Origin of the sequence: Actinotalea lenta (assembly GCF_030586465.1) — a bacterium.
GTDB classification, from domain to species: Bacteria; Actinomycetota; Actinomycetes; order Actinomycetales; family Cellulomonadaceae; genus Actinotalea; species Actinotalea lenta.
Window position 1 is genome coordinate 128,279 of record NZ_JAUQYP010000002.1, and the last position, 21,746, is coordinate 150,024.

Annotated in this window: 18 protein-coding genes; 10 read left to right on the top strand and 8 right to left on the bottom strand. The window is 73.1% G+C overall.

Annotated elements, in window-relative coordinates; all coding sequences use genetic code 11:
* The 5 genes from Q6348_RS14475 to Q6348_RS14495 all read right to left on the bottom strand — a co-directional run.
* Positions 1-376 (bottom strand): ABC transporter permease family protein (locus tag Q6348_RS14475; RefSeq protein WP_491535521.1); only part of this gene is annotated, 376 nt, incomplete at its 3' end.
* Position 377: 1 nt separating this feature from the next.
* Positions 378-1,346 carry a carbohydrate ABC transporter permease gene (locus tag Q6348_RS14480; RefSeq protein ID WP_304602104.1) on the bottom strand — a complete coding sequence of 323 codons (969 nt, stop codon included), beginning with the start codon at positions 1,344-1,346 and terminating at the stop codon, positions 378-380.
* A 56-nt stretch (positions 1,347-1,402) separates the two neighbouring features.
* The gene (locus tag Q6348_RS14485; RefSeq protein WP_304602105.1) at positions 1,403-2,731 is read right to left on the bottom strand and encodes an ABC transporter substrate-binding protein; all 1,329 of its coding nucleotides are present in this window, start codon (positions 2,729-2,731) and stop codon (positions 1,403-1,405) included.
* A 116-nt stretch (positions 2,732-2,847) separates the two neighbouring features.
* Positions 2,848-3,876, bottom strand: coding sequence for a LacI family DNA-binding transcriptional regulator (locus tag Q6348_RS14490; protein ID WP_304602106.1), 1,029 nt, complete (start codon positions 3,874-3,876; stop codon positions 2,848-2,850).
* 111 nt (positions 3,877-3,987) lie between these two features.
* Entirely contained in the window at positions 3,988-4,824 is an 837-nt protein-coding gene (locus Q6348_RS14495; RefSeq protein WP_304602107.1) for a phosphatase PAP2 family protein, read from the bottom strand.
* Between the two features lie 1,117 nt (positions 4,825-5,941).
* Between Q6348_RS14495 and Q6348_RS14500 the strand changes: the two genes are divergently transcribed.
* On the top strand, positions 5,942-6,892 hold the full coding sequence (locus tag Q6348_RS14500) for a VldE C-terminal domain-containing protein (RefSeq protein ID WP_304602108.1): 951 nt from the start codon (positions 5,942-5,944) through the stop codon (positions 6,890-6,892).
* A 101-nt stretch (positions 6,893-6,993) separates the two neighbouring features.
* Here the strand turns inward: Q6348_RS14500 and Q6348_RS14505 are convergent, their stop codons facing one another.
* A complete protein-coding gene (locus tag Q6348_RS14505; protein ID WP_304602109.1) occupies positions 6,994-7,926 on the bottom strand; it encodes an aldo/keto reductase in 933 nt (310 codons plus the stop codon).
* Positions 7,927-7,949: 23 nt separating this feature from the next.
* Complete coding sequence (locus Q6348_RS14510; protein ID WP_304602330.1) at positions 7,950-8,807, bottom strand: aldo/keto reductase; 858 nt, start codon at positions 8,805-8,807, stop codon at positions 7,950-7,952.
* A 111-nt stretch (positions 8,808-8,918) separates the two neighbouring features.
* On the opposite strand from Q6348_RS14510, the gene Q6348_RS14515 reads away from it, so the two are divergent.
* The 6 genes from Q6348_RS14515 to Q6348_RS14540 all read left to right on the top strand — a co-directional run bounded on the left by Q6348_RS14515 (position 8,919) and on the right by Q6348_RS14540 (position 14,942).
* Positions 8,919-9,893, top strand: a complete 975-nt coding sequence (locus tag Q6348_RS14515; RefSeq protein WP_304602110.1) for a LysR family transcriptional regulator — start codon at positions 8,919-8,921, stop codon at positions 9,891-9,893.
* Positions 9,894-9,945: 52 nt separating this feature from the next.
* Positions 9,946-10,986: an alcohol dehydrogenase catalytic domain-containing protein gene (locus Q6348_RS14520; protein WP_304602111.1), complete on the top strand. Its 1,041-nt coding sequence runs from the start codon at positions 9,946-9,948 to the stop codon at positions 10,984-10,986.
* A gap of 81 nt (positions 10,987-11,067) precedes the next feature.
* Positions 11,068-12,033 carry an alpha/beta hydrolase gene (locus Q6348_RS14525; protein WP_304602112.1) on the top strand — a complete coding sequence of 322 codons (966 nt, stop codon included), beginning with the start codon at positions 11,068-11,070 and terminating at the stop codon, positions 12,031-12,033.
* 13 nt (positions 12,034-12,046) lie between these two features.
* Complete coding sequence (locus Q6348_RS14530) at positions 12,047-12,817, top strand: (Fe-S)-binding protein (RefSeq protein ID WP_304602113.1); 771 nt, start codon at positions 12,047-12,049, stop codon at positions 12,815-12,817.
* A 14-nt stretch (positions 12,818-12,831) separates the two neighbouring features.
* On the top strand, positions 12,832-14,316 hold the full coding sequence (locus tag Q6348_RS14535) for a lactate utilization protein B (protein ID WP_304602331.1): 1,485 nt from the start codon (positions 12,832-12,834) through the stop codon (positions 14,314-14,316).
* Positions 14,313-14,942, top strand: a complete 630-nt coding sequence (locus Q6348_RS14540) for a LutC/YkgG family protein (RefSeq protein WP_304602114.1) — start codon at positions 14,313-14,315, stop codon at positions 14,940-14,942. The genes Q6348_RS14535 and Q6348_RS14540 overlap by 4 nt, the downstream gene beginning before the upstream one ends.
* A 44-nt stretch (positions 14,943-14,986) precedes the next feature.
* Here Q6348_RS14540 and moaC read toward each other — a convergent pair whose 3' ends face one another.
* Complete coding sequence (gene moaC, locus Q6348_RS15720; protein ID WP_434061968.1) at positions 14,987-16,048, bottom strand: cyclic pyranopterin monophosphate synthase MoaC; 1,062 nt, start codon at positions 16,046-16,048, stop codon at positions 14,987-14,989.
* A 130-nt stretch (positions 16,049-16,178) separates the two neighbouring features.
* Between moaC and Q6348_RS14555 the strand changes: the two genes are divergently transcribed.
* The 3 genes from Q6348_RS14555 to Q6348_RS14565 all read left to right on the top strand — a co-directional run bounded on the left by Q6348_RS14555 (position 16,179) and on the right by Q6348_RS14565 (position 21,728).
* Positions 16,179-18,419 carry a putative bifunctional diguanylate cyclase/phosphodiesterase gene (locus Q6348_RS14555; RefSeq protein ID WP_304602115.1) on the top strand — a complete coding sequence of 747 codons (2,241 nt, stop codon included), beginning with the start codon at positions 16,179-16,181 and terminating at the stop codon, positions 18,417-18,419.
* Between the two features lie 73 nt (positions 18,420-18,492).
* Positions 18,493-19,743, top strand: a complete 1,251-nt coding sequence (locus Q6348_RS14560; protein WP_304602116.1) for a glycosyltransferase — start codon at positions 18,493-18,495, stop codon at positions 19,741-19,743.
* The gene (locus tag Q6348_RS14565) at positions 19,740-21,728 is read left to right on the top strand and encodes a glycosyltransferase family 39 protein (protein WP_304602117.1); all 1,989 of its coding nucleotides are present in this window, start codon (positions 19,740-19,742) and stop codon (positions 21,726-21,728) included. The genes Q6348_RS14560 and Q6348_RS14565 overlap by 4 nt, the downstream gene beginning before the upstream one ends.
* The last annotated feature ends 18 nt before the right edge of the window (positions 21,729-21,746 follow it).

Sequence of the window (21,746 nt, forward strand, 5' to 3'; positions counted from 1 at the left end):
TCAGCCACGTGCGGCCCTTGACGCGGCCGATGCCGATCGCGAAGGCGTTCAGCACGGAGACGACCACGCCGAGGATCGCCACCATCGCGGAGATGAAGAACGAGTTCCACAGCGCGCGGGGGAAGTCCTTCTCGACCCAGAAGTTCACGATGCCATCGGTGTAGAACGACCGGGGGAAGTCCAGAGGACCGGAGGTCGAGTAGTCCGCGGGTGACTTGAACGCGTTCAGCAGGAGCATGAGCAGCGGGAAGGCGATGATCACGGCCAGCACGACCGCGAGGATCACGAGCACCCACTCACCGGTGGAGCGCCTGCGACGACGCTGCTGGACGGGGGCGGCCTGGGTCGTGGTCGGCGTCAGGGTGGTGGTCGCCATCTCAGGCCTCCCTCTGCTCGGCACGGCGCTGAGCGCGCAGGAACAGCAGGGCCACGACCGACACGACGATGGTGACCGAGGTGGCGATGGTCGCCGCGTAGCCCTTGTTCGTCGCGTTGCCGAAGAACTCGATGTAGGCGTAGTAGGACGGCACGTAGGTCGCCTTGTTCGGGCCGCCCTGGGTCATGATGAACACCGGCGCGAACACCTTCAGGGCCGCGATCGTCGTGGTGAGGGTGACGACGAAGACCTCGGGCCTGATCATCGGTCGGGTGATCGCCCCGAAGCGCCGGAACCACCCGGCGCCGTCCAGCTCCGCGGCCTCGTAGAGCTCGGGATCCACGCGCTGCAGGGCGGCCATGAAGATCACCACGGGGTAGCCGATCTGGATCCAGACCATCAGCAGCATGACCGAGAACAGCGCGGTCGCCCCGGTCCCGCCCACCCAGTTCACCGCGACGGCGTGCCCCGTGAGCGTGGAGAGGAACTGGTTGAGCACGCCGCTGGAGTCCGGGTAGAGCACCCACCCGAACAGCACGCCGGCCACCGCGATCGGGATCACCTGCGGCAGGTAGAACGTCGCACGCAGGAAGCTCGCCAGCCGTCCCGAGAACCGGCGCCCGATCACGTCGAAGAGCACCGCCGCGAGCACCAGGCCGACGAGCGTCGGGATGATCACCATCGCGACGATCATGTAGATGATGTTGCGGAACGACATCCAGAAGGCGGCGTCGTGCGCGAGCGCCACCCAGTTGTCCAGCCCGACGAACGTCGGGGTCGTGAAGCCGCCGCGCCAGGACGCGAAGCTGAGCCCGACGTTGTAGACGATCGGGTACACCACGACGAGGAGGGTGAGCAGGATGCCCGGGATGAAGTACAGCCAGTAGCCGAGGGAGCTCTTGCCCGGTTCGGGCATCCGGGGCAGGTCCTCGGGGGACCTGGTGCGGGGCGCGCGGGTTCTGGCGCTCATGGGGGTCTCCGTCCGTCCGGCGCCCGGACCCCGCTGGGTCCGGGCGCCGGCGCGTGTCAGCGGTACTGCGCGGTGCCGGTGTCGTAGTCGGACTGGAGCTGCTGCTCCGTCTGCTTGACGGTGAGCGAGCCGTTGATCAGCCCCTGCAGGCCGGCGTTGAGGTCGTCGTAGAACGTCGACGTCGGCCAGTCGGGGTAGAACGCCAGACCGTCACGGTCCAGCACCTTGTTGAACAGCGAGATGAGGTCCTGCGCCTTGGGGTCGGTGATGTCACCGGGGTTGGCCGCCACGGGGAGGCCACCGGCGTTGCCGAGGATCGCCTGGATCTCCGGGCGCATCGTGATGTCGATGAAGTACGCCGCCATGGCGGAGTGCTGGGAGTCGGTCACGGTGGGGATGACCCACAGGTTCCCGGAGCTGCCCGGCACCAGGGTCGAGCCGGGGAAGTCGGTGATCCCGAACGTGAAGTCCTTGATGTCCGTGAGGAACCGGCCGTACCACCACGAGCCCGAGAAGAAGAACGGCGACTTGCCGTTGATGAACGCCAGGCCGGCGTCCTCAGCGGTCATGCCGGTCGACGCCTTGTCGACGTAGCCCTTGGACACCCAGTCCGCGAGCGTCTGCGTGCCCGAGGCGATCGGGTCCTTGGTGAAGTCCACCGGGTTGTCGTACAGCTGGTAGTCGTTGACGAACTGACGGTCGGCGTTGTTGAGGACCAGCTGGTACCAGAGCTGGCCGGCCGGGTACTCCTGGGCGGCGGTGCTCAGCGGGGTGACGCCCTTGTCGACGAACGTCTGCATCTCGGACTCGAGCTCGGCCATCGTCGTGGGCGGCTTCAGGCCGTACTGGTCGAGCATGTCCTTGTTGTAGTAGAGGAACACGAACTCGCCGTAGTTGGGGACGCCGAAGTGGCTCCCGCTGCCCATGATGCCCTTGTCGCTGTACATGGTCGTGGTCTGCAGCGACGGCGCGAGCTTGTCGCCCCAGCCGTACTGGCTGTAGTAGCTGTCCAGGTTCTGCAGCACGCCCAGCGTCGACAGCGCGCCCGCGGTGCCGTTGCCCTTGTTGTACTCGGACAGGTCCGGGGCGTCGGAGGACGTGAACAGCTGACTCGCGGTGTTGCTGAGGTCCTCGAAGGCGGTGGTCTGGTAGTCGACCTTGGCGCCGGTCTCCTGCTCGAAGGTCTTGGCTGCGGCACGCCAGGCCTTGCCCATCGCCGACGTGTCGTTCTCGTAGACGAGGACGGACAGCGTCTGGCCGGAGAAGTCGTGGCCGGTGGGGGCTGCGGTGCTGCCGCTCTGGCCGGAGCCGCCGCCCGAGCACGCGGCGATCGACAGTGCCCCGACGGCGAGGACCGCCGCGAGACCGTGCTTGCGGTACTTCATGGTTCCTACCTCCTCGTAGTCGGCCCGAGGGCCTGTGGTGGTCGTGCTCGTCGGCCCTGTCGAAACGCTTCGTCGAAGCGCTTCGACAATGGGCGCGACGATGTGCCGATGACGCATCACACGACCTCGGTGGGGTGCGGCACGGGCGCGGGAGCGACCGAGCCGCGGGAGACGTGGGTGGGCGGCACGAGCGTGACGCCCCCCGGGCTTGTGGCACCCTCGATGAGGCCGACGAGCGTGTCGACGGCCACGGGGCAGGTCAGGGCCGGATCCAGCGGCAGGGAGTCGAACGGGAGCGGTGGCCGGCTCGGGTCGGCGGTCATGCCGACCGTGACCACGGAGAGGTCGTCGGGCACGCGCAGCCCGCGCCGGGACAGGCTCTCCGTCAGCGCCACGGCGACGGAGGTGGGCGTGCTCAGCACGATCGCCGTCACCTCGGGGAGCAGGCGAAGCAGGTCGTCGAGGACCGCGTGCGGCGCATCGAGATCCGGCCGCACCAGGGCATGGGTGAGGCCGAGCTCGTCGGCGCGCTCGGCGAAGGCCTGCTCGATGCGCAGCGGGTAGTTCGCCTCGCGGGCGATGACGTCCGCGGGTTGCGAGACCAGGCCGACGGTCCGGTGCCCGGCGGCGTGCAGGGTGTCGACCGCTTCGTGCGCTGCGGCGCGGAAGTCCAGGTCCACGCAGGTCAGGCCTCCGGTGTCGGCCGGCAGCCCGATGAACACCACCGGGCAGCCCAGGCTGCGCGCCAGGTCGGCGCGCTCGTCGTGCGCGGCCACGTCGAGCACGACGATCCCGTCCGCCAGCGACGTGGCGGCGGACCGGCGCATCCCCTCGAGCGCGTCGTCCTGGACCAGCAGCAGAGTGTCGTAGTCGTGGTCGCGCGCGGCGGTCGTGACTGCCATCGCGAAGGCCATGTGCGCGCTGTGGTCGGTGTCCGGGTGCAGGGGCGTGGTGACGGCGATGATCTGCGAGCGCCGGGCGGCCAGCGCTCGGGCCGCCGCCTTGGGCGCGTAGCCGAGGCGAGCGGCCGCGGCGAGCACCCGCACCCTGGTGTCCTCGGTGATGGAGCGCTTGCCGGACAGGGCGTACGACACGGTCGAGATCGAGACGCCTGCCTCGCGGGCGACATCTGCGATGGTTGCCATGTCCAGACCTCGTCGTGATGAACCGATGTCGAAGCGCTTCGACGTTTTCCAGGACGATAGGTGCCGACCCCGGTGGCGCGCAAGACCGCGTTACGGGATCGTGACCCGCGGTCAGCCGGCGGGCAGGACCTGGTCCGTCTCGGCGGGGGAGGAGGTCGGCTCCGACTCGTCGGCGCGGGGGTGGGGAACGGCCAGGCGCAACGACGCCCACGTCACCACCGCGACGAGCGCCCACCCGGCAAGGACGTCCAGGACCCAGTGGTTCCCGGTGACCACGACCACCACGGCGGTGATCACGGCATAGCTCCACGCTGCGACCCGCAGCGCGGTCGAGCTCGTCGCGGCCCAGGTGGCGAGCGCCACCCACAGCGCCCAGCCGCAGTGCATCGAGGGGAAGGCCGCCAGGTCGTTGGTCAGCGACGCCATCGCGGGCGGGACCGAGGCGTGACCGCCCCACCAGCCGTAGTCCGACGTCGTGGCGAGCACGTCGACGAACGGTGGCCCGACGAGCCGTGGCGGAGCAGTGGGCATCAGCAGGAAGCCGACCAGCGCCGCGCACGTCGCGACCAGCAGCCCCCGGCGGACCGGGGCGTACAGGTGGGGCCTGTGCCGGTAGATCGCCACCAGCACCAGGGGCGTGACGATGTAGTGCGCGGCGGAGTACCACACGCTCGCCGCGACGGCGGCGAGCTCCGAGTGCAGCAGGAGGTGGATCGCACCGGCCTCGACGTCCAGGCCGAGGCGTCGTTCGATCCCCAGCAGGTTCCCCGCCGCGTGTTGCGCCGGGGACAGGTCGGAGTCCGCGAACGAGCGCACGACGGTGTAGGCGACGTAGACGCCCACCAGCAGGCACAGCTCGCGCAGACCGCGGCGGGGCTGTCGCGCCGGCCCGCGACCGGCCTCCGGGAGCGCTGCCTGGAGATCGGTCTGTCCTGGAGCGGAGCTCATGCGCGATTCGTCCTCGTCGTTCCCAGCCGCCGACGATCACCCCCTCGTGTCGGGCGCCGTTCCATGGCGGAGCCGGCTGCAGCGCCGACGGTCGACCACTTGGTGTACCAGGTCAGGGTCGGCTGCGCACGCAAACGCCCCCCACGGCTCAAGATCGGGACCAACGTCCTCGCCGGCCGCCACGCCCACTCGCCTCGAACCGGCGGTCCGGGCCTTCCCGGGCACGGCCCGGAGGCGTAACGTCGCAGGAGATCGGCCGGGCCGAGGACCGGCACCTCCGGTGGACATCGGGGCGGACATGCGTCGAACCCTCAGGGCGGTTGGCGTGTCGCTGGCGACTGCCATGGTGCTGGCGAGTCCGATGGCAGCCGCCGCGCAGGAAGCGCCCAGCCCCGACGCGAGCCCCAGCGCTGCGCCGACAGGCGACGAGCAGACGGTCGAGACTCCGGGGCCGGACGCGGTCGACGAAGAGCTCGGGGATGCCGGCGGGTCCGAAACTTCCGACGGCACCGAACCCGCCGATGTGCCCGAGGCCGCTGAGGAGGGCGTCGAGTCCCCCGACGGTGCCGAGGAGGCTGACCCGACCGCGGAGGCTGACCCGACCGCCGGGGCTGAGCCGGTCGCGGAGGCTGGGCCGACCGCGGAGGGTGAGCCGGTCGCGGAGCCGGAGCCGACAACGGACGCCACGGGCGAGGTGGCCGAGCCTTCCCCGGGGTCTGAGGAGGCGGGGACGGATCAGGCTCCGGCGGACGAGCCCGGGGCTGGCGCCGAGCCGGCGGATGAGCCGACTGCACCGGAGCCTGGCGCCGAGCCGGCGGGCGAGCCGAGTGCACCGGAGCCTGGCGCCGAGCCGGCGGGCGAGCCGAGTGCACCGGAGCCTGGCGCCGAGCCGGCGGGCGAGCCCGGGGCGCCGGGGCACTCGCCGGGGGATGCCGGGGTGCCGGTGGACGAGCCGACGACGGAGCTCCCGGGGCCGCCCGCCAGCGATCCGGTGCCCGATCCCGCGGTTCCGGTGCCCGATCCTGCGGTTCCGGTGCCCGATCCGGGTTCTCCGCGGCGCGTACCGCCGTCCACGCCCGCACCTGCTTCGACACGGGTCGCCCCCAATGCGCCGGCGGTGCTCAGCACGATCCCGCACGGGCCCTCGCCGCTCGCGGTCGGGGCCGCCGCGCTGGGCTTCTTCCCCTCCTACCAGCCCCAGCTGTTCTGTGACCCGACCCCGAAGCCCGGGACGGCCTACCTGGCGCACCTCGCGCTCAGCTACTTCGGCCAGGGACACCTGGCGGGGATCAGCAGGGCGTGCACGGTGGGCGGCCGGAGCGAGCACAAGGAGGGTCGGGCGTTCGACTGGGCCGTGAGCGTCGACGTGCCGGCCCAGAAGGCGGCCGGGGACGCGTTCGTGCAGTGGCTGACCGCCGTCGGACCGGACGGGAAGGTCGGGTACAACGCCCGGCAGCTCGGCGTGATGTACATCATCTGGAACCGACACATCTGGCTCAACACCAGCGCGGACGCGGCGTGGCGGGACTACCACGGGCCGAGCCCGCACACGGATCACGTGCACGTCTCGTTGACCTGGGCCGGCGCGTACGAGCGGACGCCGTGGTACGGGAGCGACCCGGGTGCCTCCCGGGACCTGCCCGGCTACCTCGCGCGGGTCTGGGCGGGACTCGTCGCCGGCCGGCTGGACGAGACCAGGCTGGACGAGGGGTGGCCGGACGAGACGTGGCTCGGCGGGCCCGGGCGGAACGGGGCGTGGCTCGTCAGTGCCGGCTGGGACGGCTCGTGGCTCGCCCGGGCCGGGCAGGACGCGGCCTGGCTGGGCGGCGCTGGCTGGGACGGGCCCTGGCTCGGCGGAGCGGGCGGGGATGGGGCCTGGCTCAGCGCCTGGCTTGGCAGCCTGGTCGGCCCCGAGGGGTCGCCCCCGGTCGCCACCGAGACCGTGCTGGTCCACCGGGCCGCCGTCGCCGCGCGGGTGTACCGAGACCTCCGGGACCGGCTGGCCCAAGTCGCGCAGATGGAGTCCGCACCCCTCGACACTGGGGCAGGAGCTCCGAGCCTCCTCTGACAGCGCCCCCGCCGGCCGAAAGGCGCACCCGCAGGCGAGAGGCGCACCCCGGGGTACACCTCTCGCCTGGATGTGCACCCCTCACGCGGGTGCGGGTGTCGCTACGGCACGGCGTAACCGGCGGTGCGGAACAGCTCGTACCACTCGGCCCTGGTCAGCGGCACGTCGGACCCGGCGGCCGCGTCCGCGACCCGCTGCGGCGTCGTGGTGCCGAGCACGACCTGCATCTGCGCCGGGTGGCGGGTGATCCAGGCGATGGCGACGGCCAGCCGGGTGACGTCGTACTTCGCCGCGAGACGGTCGAGGACGGTGTTCAGCTCGGGGAACTGCGGCGAGTCGAGGAACGTGCCGGTGAAGAACCCGGCCTGGATGGGCGACCACGCCTGCAGCGTGATGTCGTGCAGCCGGCAGTAGTCGAGCGTGCCGGTGTCCCGGGCGACCGACTGGTCCAGGTCGGCCATGTTCGCGGCGACGCCCTGCGCCACCAGAGGGGCGTGCGTGATCGACAGCTGGACCTGGTTCGCCACGATCGGTTGGCGCACGTACCGGCGCAGCAGCTCGATCTGGCCCGGCGTGTGGTTGGACACCCCGAAGGCCCGGACCTTTCCGGCGCTGTGCAGCGCGTCGAAGGCCTCGGCGACCTCCTCGGGCTCGACCAGGGCGTCCGGGCGGTGCAGCAGCAGGATGTCCAGGTAGTCCGTGCCGAGGGCGGCCAGCGTGCCGTCGACCGCCTCGGTGAGATGGTCCGCGGAGAAGTCGAAGTACGGCCCCTCGCGCACGATGCCCGCCTTGGACTGCAGGGTCACCTTCTCGCGCTGCGAGGGGGTGAGCTGCATCGCCTCACCGAACCGGCTCTCGCAGCCGTGCAGGGACGAGCCGTACACGTCGGCGTGGTCGAAGAAGTCGATCCCGTGGTCCAGGGCGGTGCCGACCAGGGTGCGTACCTCCTGGTCGGACATCTCCTGGATCCGCATGAGGCCGAGGACGACGTTGGGGACGGTCGTCCCCGTGGTGGACAGCGGTACGCGGCGCACGGTGCGCTCCTTCGTGGTCGGGTTCAGGCCTGGGACAGGGTGGCGATCTCGTCGGCGGTCAGCACGAGGTCGGCCGCACCCGCGGAGTCGCGGATGCTCTCCGGGCGGGAGGCACCCGGGATCGGGATCACGACCGGTGCGAGTGCGAGCTCCCACGCGAGCGTCACCTGGTACACGCTGACGTCGTGGTCGGCCGCTACCCGGGCGAACGCCTCGTGGTTGGCCGCCAGGTCGCCGGACCGGGCGATGCCGCCGAGCGGGCTCCACGGCAGGAACGCGATGCCCCGCTGCGCGCAGTGCTCGAGCTCGCCCAGGCTGGAGCGGAACCGGGGGGAGAACTGGTTCTGCACGGAGACCAGCCGCCCGGACAGGATCTCGTGCGCCTGGTCGATCTGATCGACGTTCGCGTTGGAGATGCCAGCGCGGACGATGACTCCCTCGTCGAGCAGCTCGACCAGGGCGCCGATCGAGTCGGCGTACGGCACCTTCGGGTCGGGCCGGTGGAACTGGTAGAGCCCGATCGCCTCGACGCCGAGGCGCTTCGCCGAGGCCTTCGCGGCCTCCTTGAGGTAGGTCGGGTCGCCGTTCTGCGTCCAGCTGCCGTCGCCCGGACGCAGGTGGCCGCCCTTGGTCGCGACGATCACCTCGGAGGTGTCGCCGTACTCGCGCAGGGCGCGCGCGATGAGCTCCTCGTTGTGCCCGACCTCGCCCGCGTCGCGGTGGTAGGCGTCCGCGGTGTCGATCAGGGTGACACCCGCGTCCAGCGCGGCGTGGATAGTGGCGATCGAGCGAGCGGCGTCCGGCCGTCCCTCGATCGACATCGGCATGCCGCCGAGGCCGATCGCCGAGACCGTGCGGTCGCCAAGGGTGCGCTGCTGCATGGTGGTCCTCACGTCGGTGTTCCCCCGGTCGGGGCCGATCTCGACCCTAGGGAGCGTTAATCTACAAGTCCAACAACTGTCTGCGATGAAATTCAGAAGCGGGGCCGATCAATGGATCTGCGGCAGATGGAGTACCTCGTCGCGCTGTTCGAGGAGCGCCAGTTCACCCGGGCCGCGGCCCTGGCGGGAGTCTCGCAGTCCGGGCTGTCCGCCGCGATCCGGAGCCTCGAGGACGAGCTCGGCACGTCGCTGTTCACCCGGACCACCCGCCGGGTGGAGCCCACCGCCGCCGGCCAAGCCCTGCTGCCGCATGCCCTGGCCATGCTCGAGCAGGCGACCGCCGCGCGGGACGCGGTGGTGCGGGCGTCCCGCGAGCTGGCCGGCACGCTGCGGATCGGCGCCGAGCAGTGCCTGGGGATCGTCGACGTCGCGGCCCTGCTCGAGCGCTTCGGGCGGCGCTTCCCGCACGTGCGGGTCGAGTTCACCCAGGCCGGGTCGCACTCGTTGGTGGCGATGGTGCGCGACGACGAGCTGGACGTCGCGCTGGTCGCCACGACCGACCACCTCGGCGGGTTGGTCCAGACCGAGCTCGGCCGTGAGCCCCTCGTCGTCCTGCTGCCGCCCGAGCACCCGCTGGCGGGCCGCCCCCGGCTGGGGTGGCACGACCTGGCCGGCGAGTCGTTCATCGACGTCCACCCGTCCTGGGCGCTGCGGCCCCTCAACGACGGGGCGTGCACCGCTGCCGGGGTGCACCGCCGCGTCGCGCTGAGCGTCAACGACGTGCACACCCTGCTCGAGCTCGTCGACCGCGGGCTGGGCGTCGCGGTGGTCCCTCATCACGTCGCGGCCAAGCCCCAGGCCGCGCGCCTGGTGCGGGTGAGCCTGCCGGACCAGGCTGCGCCGGAGTGGGTGGTGTCCGCCGTCACTGCCGCGTGGGACCGGGCCGCGTCGCCTGCCCCGTACCTGCTCGAGCTCCTCGCCGATGCGCCGGCCTGCCCGACCCCCGCCACCCACCGCAGGGAGGTGGCGGCAGAGGTGTCCCTGGCCGATCGGTGCGCGCCGGGCTCTACTGGTGGGGTTGCCTGACGTGAGGTCCCGATCCACCCGTCGACCAGAACCCCAAGGAGACAGCACCCCGATGCGTGCCACAGTGATGTACGGCGCGGGCGACGTCCGCGTCGAGACCCTGCCCGACCCGGTGATCGTCGAGCCGACCGACGCGATCGTGCGCTCGGTGCGCGCCTGCATCTGCGGGTCGGACCTGCACCCGTACCACTCGCTGCCGCCCTTCCCGGCCGGCGCCCCGATGGGCCACGAGCTCATCGGCGTGGTCGAGGAGGTCGGCACGGACGTGACGACCGTCGCCGCGGGCGACTTCGTCGTCGTCCCGTTCGCGTTCTCGGACAACACCTGCCCGTACTGCCGGGAGGGTTTCCACACCGCCTGCCTGCACGGCGGGTTCTTCGGGCCCGGCATCGGTGGGCTCCAGGCGGAGCTCGCCCGGGTGCCGCAGGCCGACGGGACGCTCGTGAAGGTTCCCGACCTCGGTGACGCCGACGACGCGACGCTCGCCTCGCTGCTGGCCTTGTCCGACGTCTACCTCACCGGCTACCACGCGGCGCACATGGCCGACGTGCAGCCCGGCCAGATCGTCACGGTCATCGGCGACGGTGCTGTGGGTCTGTCCGCGGTGCTCGCCGCCAAGCGGAGGGGCGCCGAGCAGATCATCCTCATGGGTCGCCACGAGTCCCGGACCGACCTGGGCCGCGAGTGGGGTGCGACCGACGTCGTCGCCGAGCGCGGGGACGAGGGCGTGGCCAAGGTCGTCGAGCTCACCGGTGGGCTGGGCGCGCACGCGGTGCTCGAGGCCGTCGGGCACATGCCGGCCTACCAGCAGGCCTACGGCGTGGTGCGCCCCGGGGGGATCATCTCCCGCGTCGGCGTGCCGCAGTACGAGGAGGCGCCGGTGGGCTTCGGCTCGCTGTTCGCCAAGAACGCGCGCCTGGCCGGCGGTCCCGCGCCCGTGCGCGCCTACCTCGAGGAGGCCGTGGCCCAGGTCGTGGCAGGCGAGCTCGCCCCGGGCAAGGTCTTCGACCGCACGATCGGCATCGAGGACGTCCCGGACGGGTACCGCGCGATGGACGACCGTGAGGCGCTCAAGGTCATGATCGCGTTCTGACATCCTGGGCCCCTGCCGTCCCTGCGCGGGAGGGCCCCAGCCGACCCGCGGACGGCCCGTGGCCGGCGCGAAGGAGGACCGATGCCCCTCGAGCCCACGCTCGCCGCCCGCCTGCCCCTGCTCGATGACCTCACGACCTGGGATCCGCAGGACCCGAAGGACGTGGCGCGGATCCGCCAGTGGGAGCGCGACACCGAGCCCTACGAAGGGCCCGACGTCCCCACGCGCGACGTGCAGCTCACGGCCGGCGCATCGCACTTCCGCGTGCGGGTCTACGGCGCCGGGGCGGGCACCGACCCGTGCCTGGTCTGGGTGCACGGCGGGGCCTTCGCGTTCGGGGACCTCGAGATGAACGAGGCGGACCTGGTGTCCCGTGAGCTCGTCGCGCGGACCGGCGGCGTCGTCGTGTCCGTGGACTACTCGCTCGTCCCGCACGTGACCTACCCGGTCCCGCACCGGCAGGTCGCCGCCGCGGTCCGCTGGGCGGTCGAGCACGCCGCCGAGCTCGGGGTGGACCCGCGGCGGGTGTCGCTCGGTGGAGCGAGTGCGGGTGGTGCGCTGAGCCTGGCGGCTGCGCGCGAGCTGCATGCTGCCGGTGGTGTCGAGCCCGCCTGCCTGGTCCTGGCCTACCCGGTCGCCCACCACCGCTGGCGCACGGACCCCGAGCAGGAGCGCCTGATGACCGGGCTGCCGCCCCTGGTGCGGTTCCCGCCCGAGGCGATCGCCGGAATCAATGACGACTACGTCGCGTCGCACGACGACCCGCGGTGGGCGTTCGTAGACCTCGACCCCGACGGTCCTGTGGCCGCGGTCACGGGCCTGCCGCCGGCCCTGGTCCTGGTGTGCGAGTACGACGACCTGCGAACCAGCGCCGAGCTCCTGGTCGAGCAGGCGGCCGACGCCGGGTGGCCGGTCGAGCGCCGGCTCTGCGCCGGGATGCTGCACGGCCACCTCAACAGGACGCCGGTGCTCGACGAGGTCGCGGCGAGCCTGGACGCCATCGCCCGGGTGGTCCGCGAGGGCACGATCGACTCGCGTCGGGTCTGAGCCGGAGAGCGGCATGCGGATCGCGGTCTTCGCCACGTGCCTGGTCGGCACGGTCGCCCCGCGCGCGGCCACGGCGACCGTGCGGCTGCTCGAGCGGCTCGGCCACACCGTCGACATGCCCGCCGACCAGGCGTGCTGCGGCCAGATGCACGTCAACACCGGCTACGGGCCGGAGGCGATGGGCGTGATCCGCAACCACGTCCGCACGTTCGCCCCGGTCCTGGACGGGCGGTGGGACGCGATCGTGGCACCGTCCGGGTCCTGCGTGGGCTCGATCCGCCACCAGCAGGCGGACGTGGCACGCCGCAACGGTGACGACCGGCTCGCCCGCACCGCCGAGCAGGTGTCCGCGCGCACGTACGAGCTGTCCGAGCTGCTGGTCGACGTGCTCGGGGTCACCGATGTGGGCGCCTGGTTCCCGCACACCGTGACCTACCACCCGACCTGCCACTCGCTGCGGGTGCTGCGCGTGGGGGACCGGCCCCGGCAGCTGCTCGAGGCCGTGGAGGGGATCGAGCTGCGCGAGCTCGGTGAAGCCGAGCAGTGCTGCGGGTTCGGGGGGACCTTCTCGCTGAAGAACTCCGAGACGTCGGCAGCGATGGTGACGGACAAGGCCGACGAGGTGGTCGCGACGGGGGCCGAGGTGGTGGCCGCTGGGGACTGGTCCTGCCTGCTGAACATCTCCGGCGCGCTGGACCGGCGCCGTACCGGGGTCCGGGCCGCGCACCTCGCGGAGATCCTGGCGTCGACGCGCGACGAGCCGTGGCAGGGGGCTGACCTGTGAGCACGTTCCTGGGGATGCCCACCGTGCGCCCGCAGCCGTCCCGGCCGCCGCGGGACCCGCTGCGCTGGGGGGCGTCCTTCCCGCACGCCGCGCACGAGACGTTGGCTGACGGTCAGCTGCGCGCGAACCTGCGCACCGCCACCCGGACGATCCGCGACAAGCGGCGCCGGGTGACAGCCGAGCTGGACGACTGGGAGCAGCTGCGCGACGCGGGCGCGGCGATCAAGGCGTCGGCGATGGCACGGCTCCCGGACCTGCTGACCCAGCTCGAGGAGTCCGTCACGGCGCGCGGCGGCGTGGTGCACTGGGCGCGCGACGCCGCCGAGGCGAACGAGGTCGTCACGGGCATCGTGCGCGAGGCCGGGGCGCGCGAGGTCGTCAAGGTCAAGTCGATGGCCACCCAGGAGATCGGCCTCAACGAGGCGCTCGCCGAGGCGGGGATCGACGCCATCGAGACCGACCTGGCCGAGCGCATCGTGCAGCTCGCCGGCGACCAGCCGAGCCACATCCTGGTGCCCGCGATCCACCGCAACCGGGAGGAGATTCGGGAGATCTTCACCCATCGGATGGGCGACGCGCCGGAGGGGCTGTCCTCGGAACCACGCGAGCTCGCAATGGCCGCGCGGGCGCACCTGCGGGCCCGGTTCCTGCGTGCCGAGGTCGCGATCAGCGGCGCGAACATGGCGATCGCCGAGACCGGCACGGTCGCCGTCGTGGAGTCCGAGGGCAACGGCCGGATGTGCCTGACGCTGCCGCGCCTGCTGGTCACCGTGATGGGCATCGAGAAGGTGCTGCCCACGGCCCGCGACCTCGAGGTGTTCCTGCAGCTGCTGCCGCGGTCCTCGACGGGCGAGCGCATGAACCCTTACACGTCGATGTGGACCGGGGTCACGCCGGGTGACGGCCCCCAGGAGTTCCACCTGGTGCTGCTGGACAACGGCCGCACGCGGGCGTTGGCCGACGAGCTCGGCCGCCAGGCGCTGCACTGCATCCGGTGCTCGGCGTGCCTGAACGTGTGTCCCGTGTACGAGCACACCGGCGGGCACGCGTACGGGTCGGTGTACCCGGGGCCGATCGGCGCGATCCTCACCCCGCAGCTGCTCGGGGTGGGCGAACCGGGTGGCCCGGCAGGCGCGCACGACCCGACCGGGTCCCTGCCGTTCGCCTCGACGCTGTGCGGCGCATGCTTCGACGCCTGCCCGGTGAAGATCGACATCCCGGCGGCGCTGGTGCACCTGCGGGAGCGCTCGCTGCACCCGCCGGGCCCGCACGCGCCGTCGGCGACGGACGTCTCGATGCGGGTGGCCGCCCGGGTGCTGTCCTCGGGGCGCGCGCTGCGCTGGGCGGGGCGTGCCGTCGCCCTGGTGGGTCGGCTGACCGGCGGCCGGGCGATCCGGTGGCTGCCGTGGCCGGGTTCGTTGTGGACCCGGGTGCGCGACGCTCCGGTGCTGCCGGTGCGGTCCCTGGCGGCCTGGTGGGCAAGGAGGTCACTGCGATGACGGCACCGTCCACCGCGCGAGCGGAGATGCTCGGCCGGATCCGCCGCGCACTCGGGCAGAGCCGGTCCGTCGAGGTGGAGCGGCACTACCACCGCACGGGCGCACTGGTGGCGGGTTCCGGGGAGGTCCTCGACCTGCTCGCCGAGCGGCTCGAGGACTACCGGGCCACGGTGGTCCGCACGGACGCGTCGGCGGTGCCGCGCGTGGTGGCCGACCTGCTCGACGTGCCGAGCGTGGCGGTGCCGGACGGTGTACCGGCGCCATGGCTGGCCGAGCTGACCGCCGAGGTCCGTCGGGACGAGCCGGCGCTGACGCACGCGGAGCTCGACGACACGGCTGCGGTGCTGACCACCTGCCGGGTGGCGATCGCCGAGACCGGGACCGTGGTGCTCGACGGTGGCCCGGGGCAGGGGCGCCGTGCGCTGACGCTGCTGCCGGATCGGCACGTGGTGGTGGTCGAGGCGGACCAGGTCGTGCACAGCGTGCCGGATGCCATCGCGAGGCTGGACGTCACGAGGCCGCTGACCTGGATCTCCGGGCCGAGCGCGACGAGCGACGTCGAGCTGGTCCGGGTCGAGGGTGTGCACGGTCCTCGGGACCTGAGAGTGGTCCTCGTCGACGGCTGACGTTCGGCGCGCGGGTCCTCGGGCGTCCCGCGTCGGAGCCGCCGTCAGGCGGGAGCGTCCTCGGCCCGCCAGGTGCCCGACCGGCCCCCCGACTTGGCCACCACCCGCACGTCGGTCAGGGTGGCCCCGCGGTGCACGGCCTTGACCATGTCGATCAGGGCCAGGCCCGCGGCCGTGACGCTCGTGAGCGCCTCCATCTCGACCCCGGTGCGGTCGGCGGTCCGCACGGTCGCGGTGATCCCGACGGAGTCGGTACCGACCTCGAGGTCCACCACGACGCCGTGCACGGCGACCGGGTGGCACAGCGGCACGAGGTCGGGGGTGCGCTTGGCGGCAGCGATGCCGGCGATCCTCGCCACACCGAGGGCGTCGCCCTTGGGCAGCGCCCCGTCGGCGAGCAGCCGGATCACGTCGGGGGTCACGACGACGCGCCCGCTCGCCGTGGCGGTCCGCACGGTGACCTCCTTGTCCGCGACGTCCACCATGCGCGCGGCGCCGTGCTCGTCGACGTGCGTGAGGCGCGCACCGGTCGGGCGCGCCTCGTCCGCGGTCCCGGGGTGCGGGGCGTGGTGGCCGGCGTGCGCAGCGGCTGGGGTCTCGGCGGTGTCGGCGCGGTGGCCGCTGTGGTCCCCTCCGGTGTGGTCGCCTCCGGCCACCTGGTCGAGCAGGTGGCCGAGCAGCGGCACGACCACCTCGAGCCCGTCCCGGACCCCTCCGGTGCTGCCGGGCAGGTTCACCACGACCGCGCCTTCGGGCGTGACGCCGGCCAGTCCGCGGGACAGCACCGCCGTCGCGGGGCCGCCGGACCGTCGGATGGCCTCGGCCAGGCCGGGCAGCTCCCGGGCGAGGAGCGCGCGGGTGCCCTCCGGTGTGCGGTCCCGGGGCCCGACACCGGTGCCGCCGCTGGTGAGCACGACGCGGGCGCCGCGTGCGACGGCCGCGCTGATGGCCCCGCGGACGTTCTCGGCGCCGTCGGCCACGACCACCGCGTCGGGGGTGGAGAACCCGGCGTCGCGGAGCGCACGGACGGCGAACGGACCGGAACGGTCCTCGGCAAGCCCCTGGGCGCAACGGTCCGAGGCGACGATCACGGCAGCATCCGGCACGCCCACACGGTAGCGCCCCGGGACGACGGAGCCGCGCGGGTGAATCTGGGACGCCACCGCCGACTCGTCGGGCGTCAGACCGGGACCTTCGACCCAGAGGCGGATAGTGTCCGACGCGGGGGGTGGTTCGGTGGATCGGCGGCACGCGACGGCGCGGGAGTCGGACGATCAGGGTCGGTCCGAGCAGGGCAGCGGGCCCGCGCGAGGGGCGGAGGCGCCCGCGGCGCTCGGCGCGTCGGCATGGGACGAGCTCGCGGAGATGGAGCAACGCTGGGCGGCGCTGCTCGACTTCTCCCCGCACCCGGTCATGGTGGTGCGGGTGCCGGACGGGACCGTGCTGCTGGCGAACCCGGAGGCTCAGCGCTCCTTCGGGGCGTCGCAGGACCCCGTCGGTCGGCGGCTCGCCTCCCTGCTCGGCATCGAGTCCGCGCCCTCGCTCCAGGCCCGCCTCGAGGCGGTCGACGAGTCGGGCGAGGCCGAGGTCGTCCTCAAGCAGGCGGCCTGGCCGGGGCGGGGGAGCGTCCCGGTGGAGCTGCGCCTCGCCTCGGTCCGCTGGCACGGCGAACCGGCGGTGCTGGCCAAGGTCCGCGACCTGTCCGACCGGATGACCGTCGAGTACCAGGCCGAGCAGCTCCTGGCCGTCGAGCAGAAGTTCCGTCAGGCGTTCGAGGGGGCGGCGATCGGGATGGCGCTCGTGGCGGTGGGCCCGGTGCCCGCGGCCGGCGCGTTCCTCGAGGTCAACGAGGCTCTGTGCACCCTGCTCGGTCGCGACGCCGATGACCTCGTGGCCTGCACGTTCGCAGAGGTGTCCCACCCGGACGACGCCGGGATGGGCTACGAGGTGCTCCGGAGCGTGAGTGAGGGTGAGCTGGCGCGCGGGGTCGTGGAGCAGCGCTACCTGAGGCCCGACGGTCGCGTGGTCTGGGCGCGGGTGACGACCTCCGCCGTCCGGGGCAGCGACGGACAGGTCAGGCACCTGGTCTCCCAGGCGGAGGACATCACCGCACGCAAGGACGCCGAGGCACAGCTCGCGCACCAGGCGCTGCACGACTCGCTGACCTCGCTGCCCAACCGCGCCCACCTCATGGAGCACCTCCAGTCGGCCATCGCGCGTGCGACCCGCACCGCCCGTGTCGTCGGTGTGCTCCACCTGGACATCGACGACTTCAAGGACGTCAACGACTCGCTCGGGCACACGGCGGGGGACGCGGTGCTCGTCGAGATCGCCCGGCGGGTCACCGACCTGCTCCGCGACGGCGACGTGGCCGCCCGCCTCGGCGGCGACGAGCTCGTCGTCGTGTGCGATGACCTGACGGACCCGTCCGAGATCCAGGTGCTCGCCCAGCGTGTCGTGGACGCGGTCACCAGACCGATCGAGGCCGCCGGTCATGTGCTGCACCTCACGGCGAGCGTGGGCGTCGCCACGGGAGGGGTCGGGGCGACGCCCGTCCGGTTGGTCCGGGACGCCGACGCGGCGATGTACCGCGCCAAGCGGAGCGGCAAGGCACGTTACGAGATGGGCGACGACTCGCTCGCGGCGCTGGCCATCCGCCAGATCGAGATCTACGACGGCCTGCACCGCGCCCTGGAGCGCCACGAGCTACGGCTCGTCTACCAGCCGATCCTCGACCTGTCCGAGGACCGCGTCACCGGCGTCGAGGCCCTGCTGCGATGGGACCACCCCGAGCGCGGGGTGGTCGGGCCGGCCGAGTTCATCGACGTCGCCGAGAGCCGCGAGCTCATCGTGCCGATCGGGCGCTGGGTCCTGCACGAGGCGGTCCGGCAGGCCACCCTCTGGTTCAGTGAGTTCGGTGCCGACGCCCCCAGGATGTGGGTGAACATCTCCGACCGTCAGGTCGGCCGGCACGACCTCGCGGGCCTGGTCCGCGGTGCGCTGGACGACACGGGACTTCCGGTCGAGCTGCTCGGCCTCGAGCTCACGGAGCGGCAGGTGGTGCGCACCGGGCACTCGGTCCGCTCGGACCTCGCGGCGATCCGCGGCCTCGGCGTGGGGCTGGCGATCGACGACTTCGGGACGGGTCGGACCGGGATCGACTACCTGCGCGAGCTTCCGGTCTCGCACCTCAAGATCGACCGGACGTTCGTCTCGGGCCTGGGCCAGGACCGGACCAACACGGCGCTCACCGACGCGATCATCACGCTCGGTCGCGGGCTGGGTCTGACGGTCACCGCCGAGGGCGTGGAGACCTCCGACCAGCTCGGGCGGCTGCGCCAGGCGGGCTGCCACCGGGTGCAGGGCTACCTGCTCGGCCGCCCGCAGCCGCCCTCGGCCGTCGCGGCGACGTTCGGTGCTGGGTTCGGGGCGCCCACGGGCGCCGGCCCCGAGCAGGAGCAGCCGCCGGGCCCCTGAGCCGCGGGCGCGCCCCAGCAAACGTCCAGGTCGTCGTCGGCTTGCGCTCAGGTGATCGGATCACGATCCCGCCATGACAGTGGTCGCTGCACGGCGGACGGCGTCGCAGACGCACGCCCAGGACTCGACACCCGCACCGGTGGTGCTGGACCTCGTGATCCCGGTCTACAACGAGGTCCGAGGCCTGGAGGCGTCGGTGCGTCGGACCCGGGAGTTCCTGGACGCCGAGCTCGGGTACCCGACCCGGATCGTCATCGCGGACAACGCCTCGACGGACGGCACGGGCGAGCTCGCGACCCGGCTGGCGGCAGAGATCGCCGGTGTCACAGCCGTGCACCTGGACGCGAAGGGTCGGGGCCGCGCCCTGCGAGCCGCGTGGCAGGCCTCCGAGGCGCCCGTGCTGGCGTACATGGACGTCGACCTGTCCACCGACCTCGCCGCGCTGCTGCCACTGATCGCGCCGCTGCTGTCCGGCCACTCGCACGTCTCGATCGGCACGAGGCTCGCCCGGTCCTCCCGCGTGGTGCGCGGGCCGCGGCGGGAGCTGATCTCGCGGGCGTACAACCTGCTGCTGCACGCCGCGCTCGGGGTCGGCTTCTCCGACGCGCAGTGCGGGTTCAAGGCCGTGCGTTCCGACGTCGCGCACGAGCTCCTGCCCCTGGTGGCGGACGAGGAGTGGTTCTTCGACACCGAGCTGCTGGTGCTCGCGGAGCGCGCCGGGCTGCGCATCCACGAGGTGCCCGTGGACTGGGTGGACGACCCGGACAGCCGGGTGGACGTGGTGCGAACCGCGGCCGCGGACCTGCGGGGCATCGCGCGGCTGACCCGTGACCTCGCCCGGCGGCGTGTCCCGCTGGACGAGGTGGCGGCCCGGCTCAGCACCCGCGCCACGGTTCCCCAGGTCGGACTCGTGGGTCAGCTCCTGCGGTTCGCGCTGGTGGGTGGCCTGTCCACGGTGGCGTACGCCATCCTCTACCTGCTGCTCGCCGGCCCCATCGGACCGCAGCCGGCGAACCTGGTCGCGCTGCTGCTGACCGCGATCGGCAACACCGCGGCGAACCGCCGCCTCACCTTCGGGGTGCGCGGCTCCGCCGGGCTGGCACGCCATCACGGGCAGGGGCTCGCGGTGTTCCTGCTCGGGTGGGCCCTGACGGCCGGGGCGCTGGCATGGGTGCACGCGGCGGGCACGACGAGCCGGGCAGTCGAGCTGGCCGTGCTGGTGGGTGCGAACCTGCTGGCCACCGGCGTGCGGTTCGTCCTGCTGCGGCAGTGGGTCTTCCGGCGGGGGCGCGCGCGGGAGACCGTTCCCGCGATCGGCTCGTGACAGCGGCGCTCGGCAGGGCGGCCGGCGGAGCTCCCGTCGCCGCGGCCAGCGCCCCGAGGGCGCCGGCCCGAGCGCCGTGGGAGCGCTGGGCGACCGCGGGACTCCTCGTCGCGACCGCGGCGCTGTACCTGTGGGGCCTGGACCGGTCAGGTTGGGCGAACAGCTTCTACGCGGCAGCCGCCCAGGCGGGCGCCGCGAGCTGGAAGGCGTTCTGGTACGGCGCCTCCGATGCGGGCGCGTCGATCACGGTGGACAAGCCGCCCTTCTCGTTGTGGCCGATGGCGTTGTCGGTGCGGGCGTTCGGCCTGACGCCGTGGTCGATCCTGGTGCCCGAGGCGCTGATGGGGGTGGCGTCGGTCGCCGCGCTGCACGCCTCGGTGCGGCGGGTCGCCTCAGCGGGCGCCGCTCTCCTGGCCGGCGCGGTGCTGGCGGTGACTCCTGTGGCGGTGCTGATGTTCCGCTACGACAACCCGGACGCGATGCTCGTCCTGCTGCTGACGTTGGCGGCCGGAGCAGTGCTGCGTGGCGTCGAGGACGGCCGGACGCGCTGGATGCTGCTGGCCGGGGCGCTCGTGGGACTGGCGTTCCTCACCAAGCAGCTCGAGGCCTTCCTGGCGGTGCCCGCGATGGGTTCGGCCTGGCTGATGGCCGCTCCGGTCCCGCTGCGCCGGCGGTTGCGGGACGGTGCGCTCGCCGTCCTCGCGGTGGTCGCCGCGGCCGGGTGGTGGGTCGCCCTGGTGGAGCTCGTCCCGGCGTCGGCCCGGCCGTGGATCGGCGGGACGAGCAACAACTCGTTCCTCGACCTGACCTTCGGGTACAACGGCGTGGGCAGGCTCACGGGGAACACGATCGGTCGGACGCACGTCGTCACCGCGGGTGCCGTGGGGAGGATCCTGGTGGGCAGCACCGCCGTGCAGTTCTCCTGGCTGGTGCCTGCGGCGGTGGTCCTCGCGGCGGCCACGTGGTGGTTGCGCCGCGGTGCTCCGCGGACTGACCCGGTTCGCGCCGCCCTGGTGCTGTGGGCCGGGTGGCTGCTGGTGACCGGGGCAACGTTCAGTGTCATGCACGGGGTTTCCCACTCGTACTACACGGTGGCGCTCGCGCCTGCGACCGCGGCGATGGTGGGCATCGGGGCGGGCGCGGTCTGGAGGCGGCGCGACCGGCCGTGGGCACGTGCGCTGCTGGCCGGGGTGGTGGCCCTCACGGGTGCGTGGTCGGTGCTGCTGCTCACGCACAGCCCGGCCTGGAACCCGTGGCTGCGGCCCCTGGTGGCGGGGCTGACGGCGCTCGGTGCGGTGGGGTTGCTGGTCCCCGGTCGTGCCGGCCTGGGTCGCATGCGGCAGGTCCTGGCGGCACGGCGGTCCGCACCCGTGCGACGCGCCGCCGTCGTGGTGTCCCTCGCAGCTGTTCTCCTGGGTCCGGTGGCGTACTCCCTGCAGACCGTGGGGGCGGTGCACACCGGGTCGGTGCCGGTCGCCGGCCCGCGCGCCGACGCCGGCCGCGCGGCGTCGGCCGGGTTCGCGGCAAGCATGCTCGGACGTGCGAGCGGGGGGCCCGCCGGGCGCCTTCGCGCGGGAGGGGCGTCCGGGACGCGCCTTCGCCCCGGGGTGGCGCCGGGCAGGCGGAGCGGCCCCGGTGGCGTGAGCCCGGCGGTCCGCGACCTGCTGCTCCGGGACTCGGCGCGATACACCTGGGCCGGGGCCGCCGTGTCGTCCCCGCTCGCAGCGTGGTACCAGCTCGGGGTCCGCCAGGCGGTCATGCCGGTCGGCGGTTTCAACGGCACCGATCCGTCCCCCACGCTGCGCCAGTTCCGGGCGGACGTGGCCGCCGGGCGGATCCACTGGTTCATCGGCGGTGGGCGGATCTACGGGAGCCAGCCGAGCGGCACGCTCGAGGCGCAGCGCATCGCGGCGTGGGTCCGCGCCACCTACCCGGTCCAGGTCGTCGACGGGGTGCGGTTGTACGACCTGAGCCCCACGCGGTAGGGATGGCATCGACCGAGA

Excerpts from the sequence above, each read along its gene's own strand:
- Q6348_RS14540 (WP_304602114.1), top strand. The coding sequence starts at position 14,313 with ATGACGGCACCGTCCACCGCGCGAGCGGAGATGCTCGGCCGGATCCGC.
- Q6348_RS14515 (WP_304602110.1), top strand. The coding sequence starts at position 8,919 with ATGGATCTGCGGCAGATGGAGTACCTCGTCGCGCTGTTCGAGGAGCGC.
- Q6348_RS14485 (WP_304602105.1), bottom strand. The coding sequence starts at position 2,731 with ATGAAGTACCGCAAGCACGGTCTCGCGGCGGTCCTCGCCGTCGGGGCA.
- Q6348_RS14525 (WP_304602112.1), top strand. The coding sequence starts at position 11,068 with ATGCCCCTCGAGCCCACGCTCGCCGCCCGCCTGCCCCTGCTCGATGAC.
- Q6348_RS14510 (WP_304602330.1), bottom strand. The coding sequence starts at position 8,807 with ATGCAGCAGCGCACCCTTGGCGACCGCACGGTCTCGGCGATCGGCCTC.
- Q6348_RS14520 (WP_304602111.1), top strand. The coding sequence starts at position 9,946 with ATGCGTGCCACAGTGATGTACGGCGCGGGCGACGTCCGCGTCGAGACC.
- Q6348_RS14490 (WP_304602106.1), bottom strand. The coding sequence starts at position 3,876 with ATGGCAACCATCGCAGATGTCGCCCGCGAGGCAGGCGTCTCGATCTCG.
- Q6348_RS14530 (WP_304602113.1), top strand. The coding sequence starts at position 12,047 with ATGCGGATCGCGGTCTTCGCCACGTGCCTGGTCGGCACGGTCGCCCCG.
- Q6348_RS14560 (WP_304602116.1), top strand. The coding sequence starts at position 18,493 with ATGACAGTGGTCGCTGCACGGCGGACGGCGTCGCAGACGCACGCCCAG.
- Q6348_RS14480 (WP_304602104.1), bottom strand. The coding sequence starts at position 1,346 with ATGAGCGCCAGAACCCGCGCGCCCCGCACCAGGTCCCCCGAGGACCTG.
- Q6348_RS14535 (WP_304602331.1), top strand. The coding sequence starts at position 12,832 with ATGCCCACCGTGCGCCCGCAGCCGTCCCGGCCGCCGCGGGACCCGCTG.
- Q6348_RS14495 (WP_304602107.1), bottom strand. The coding sequence starts at position 4,824 with ATGAGCTCCGCTCCAGGACAGACCGATCTCCAGGCAGCGCTCCCGGAG.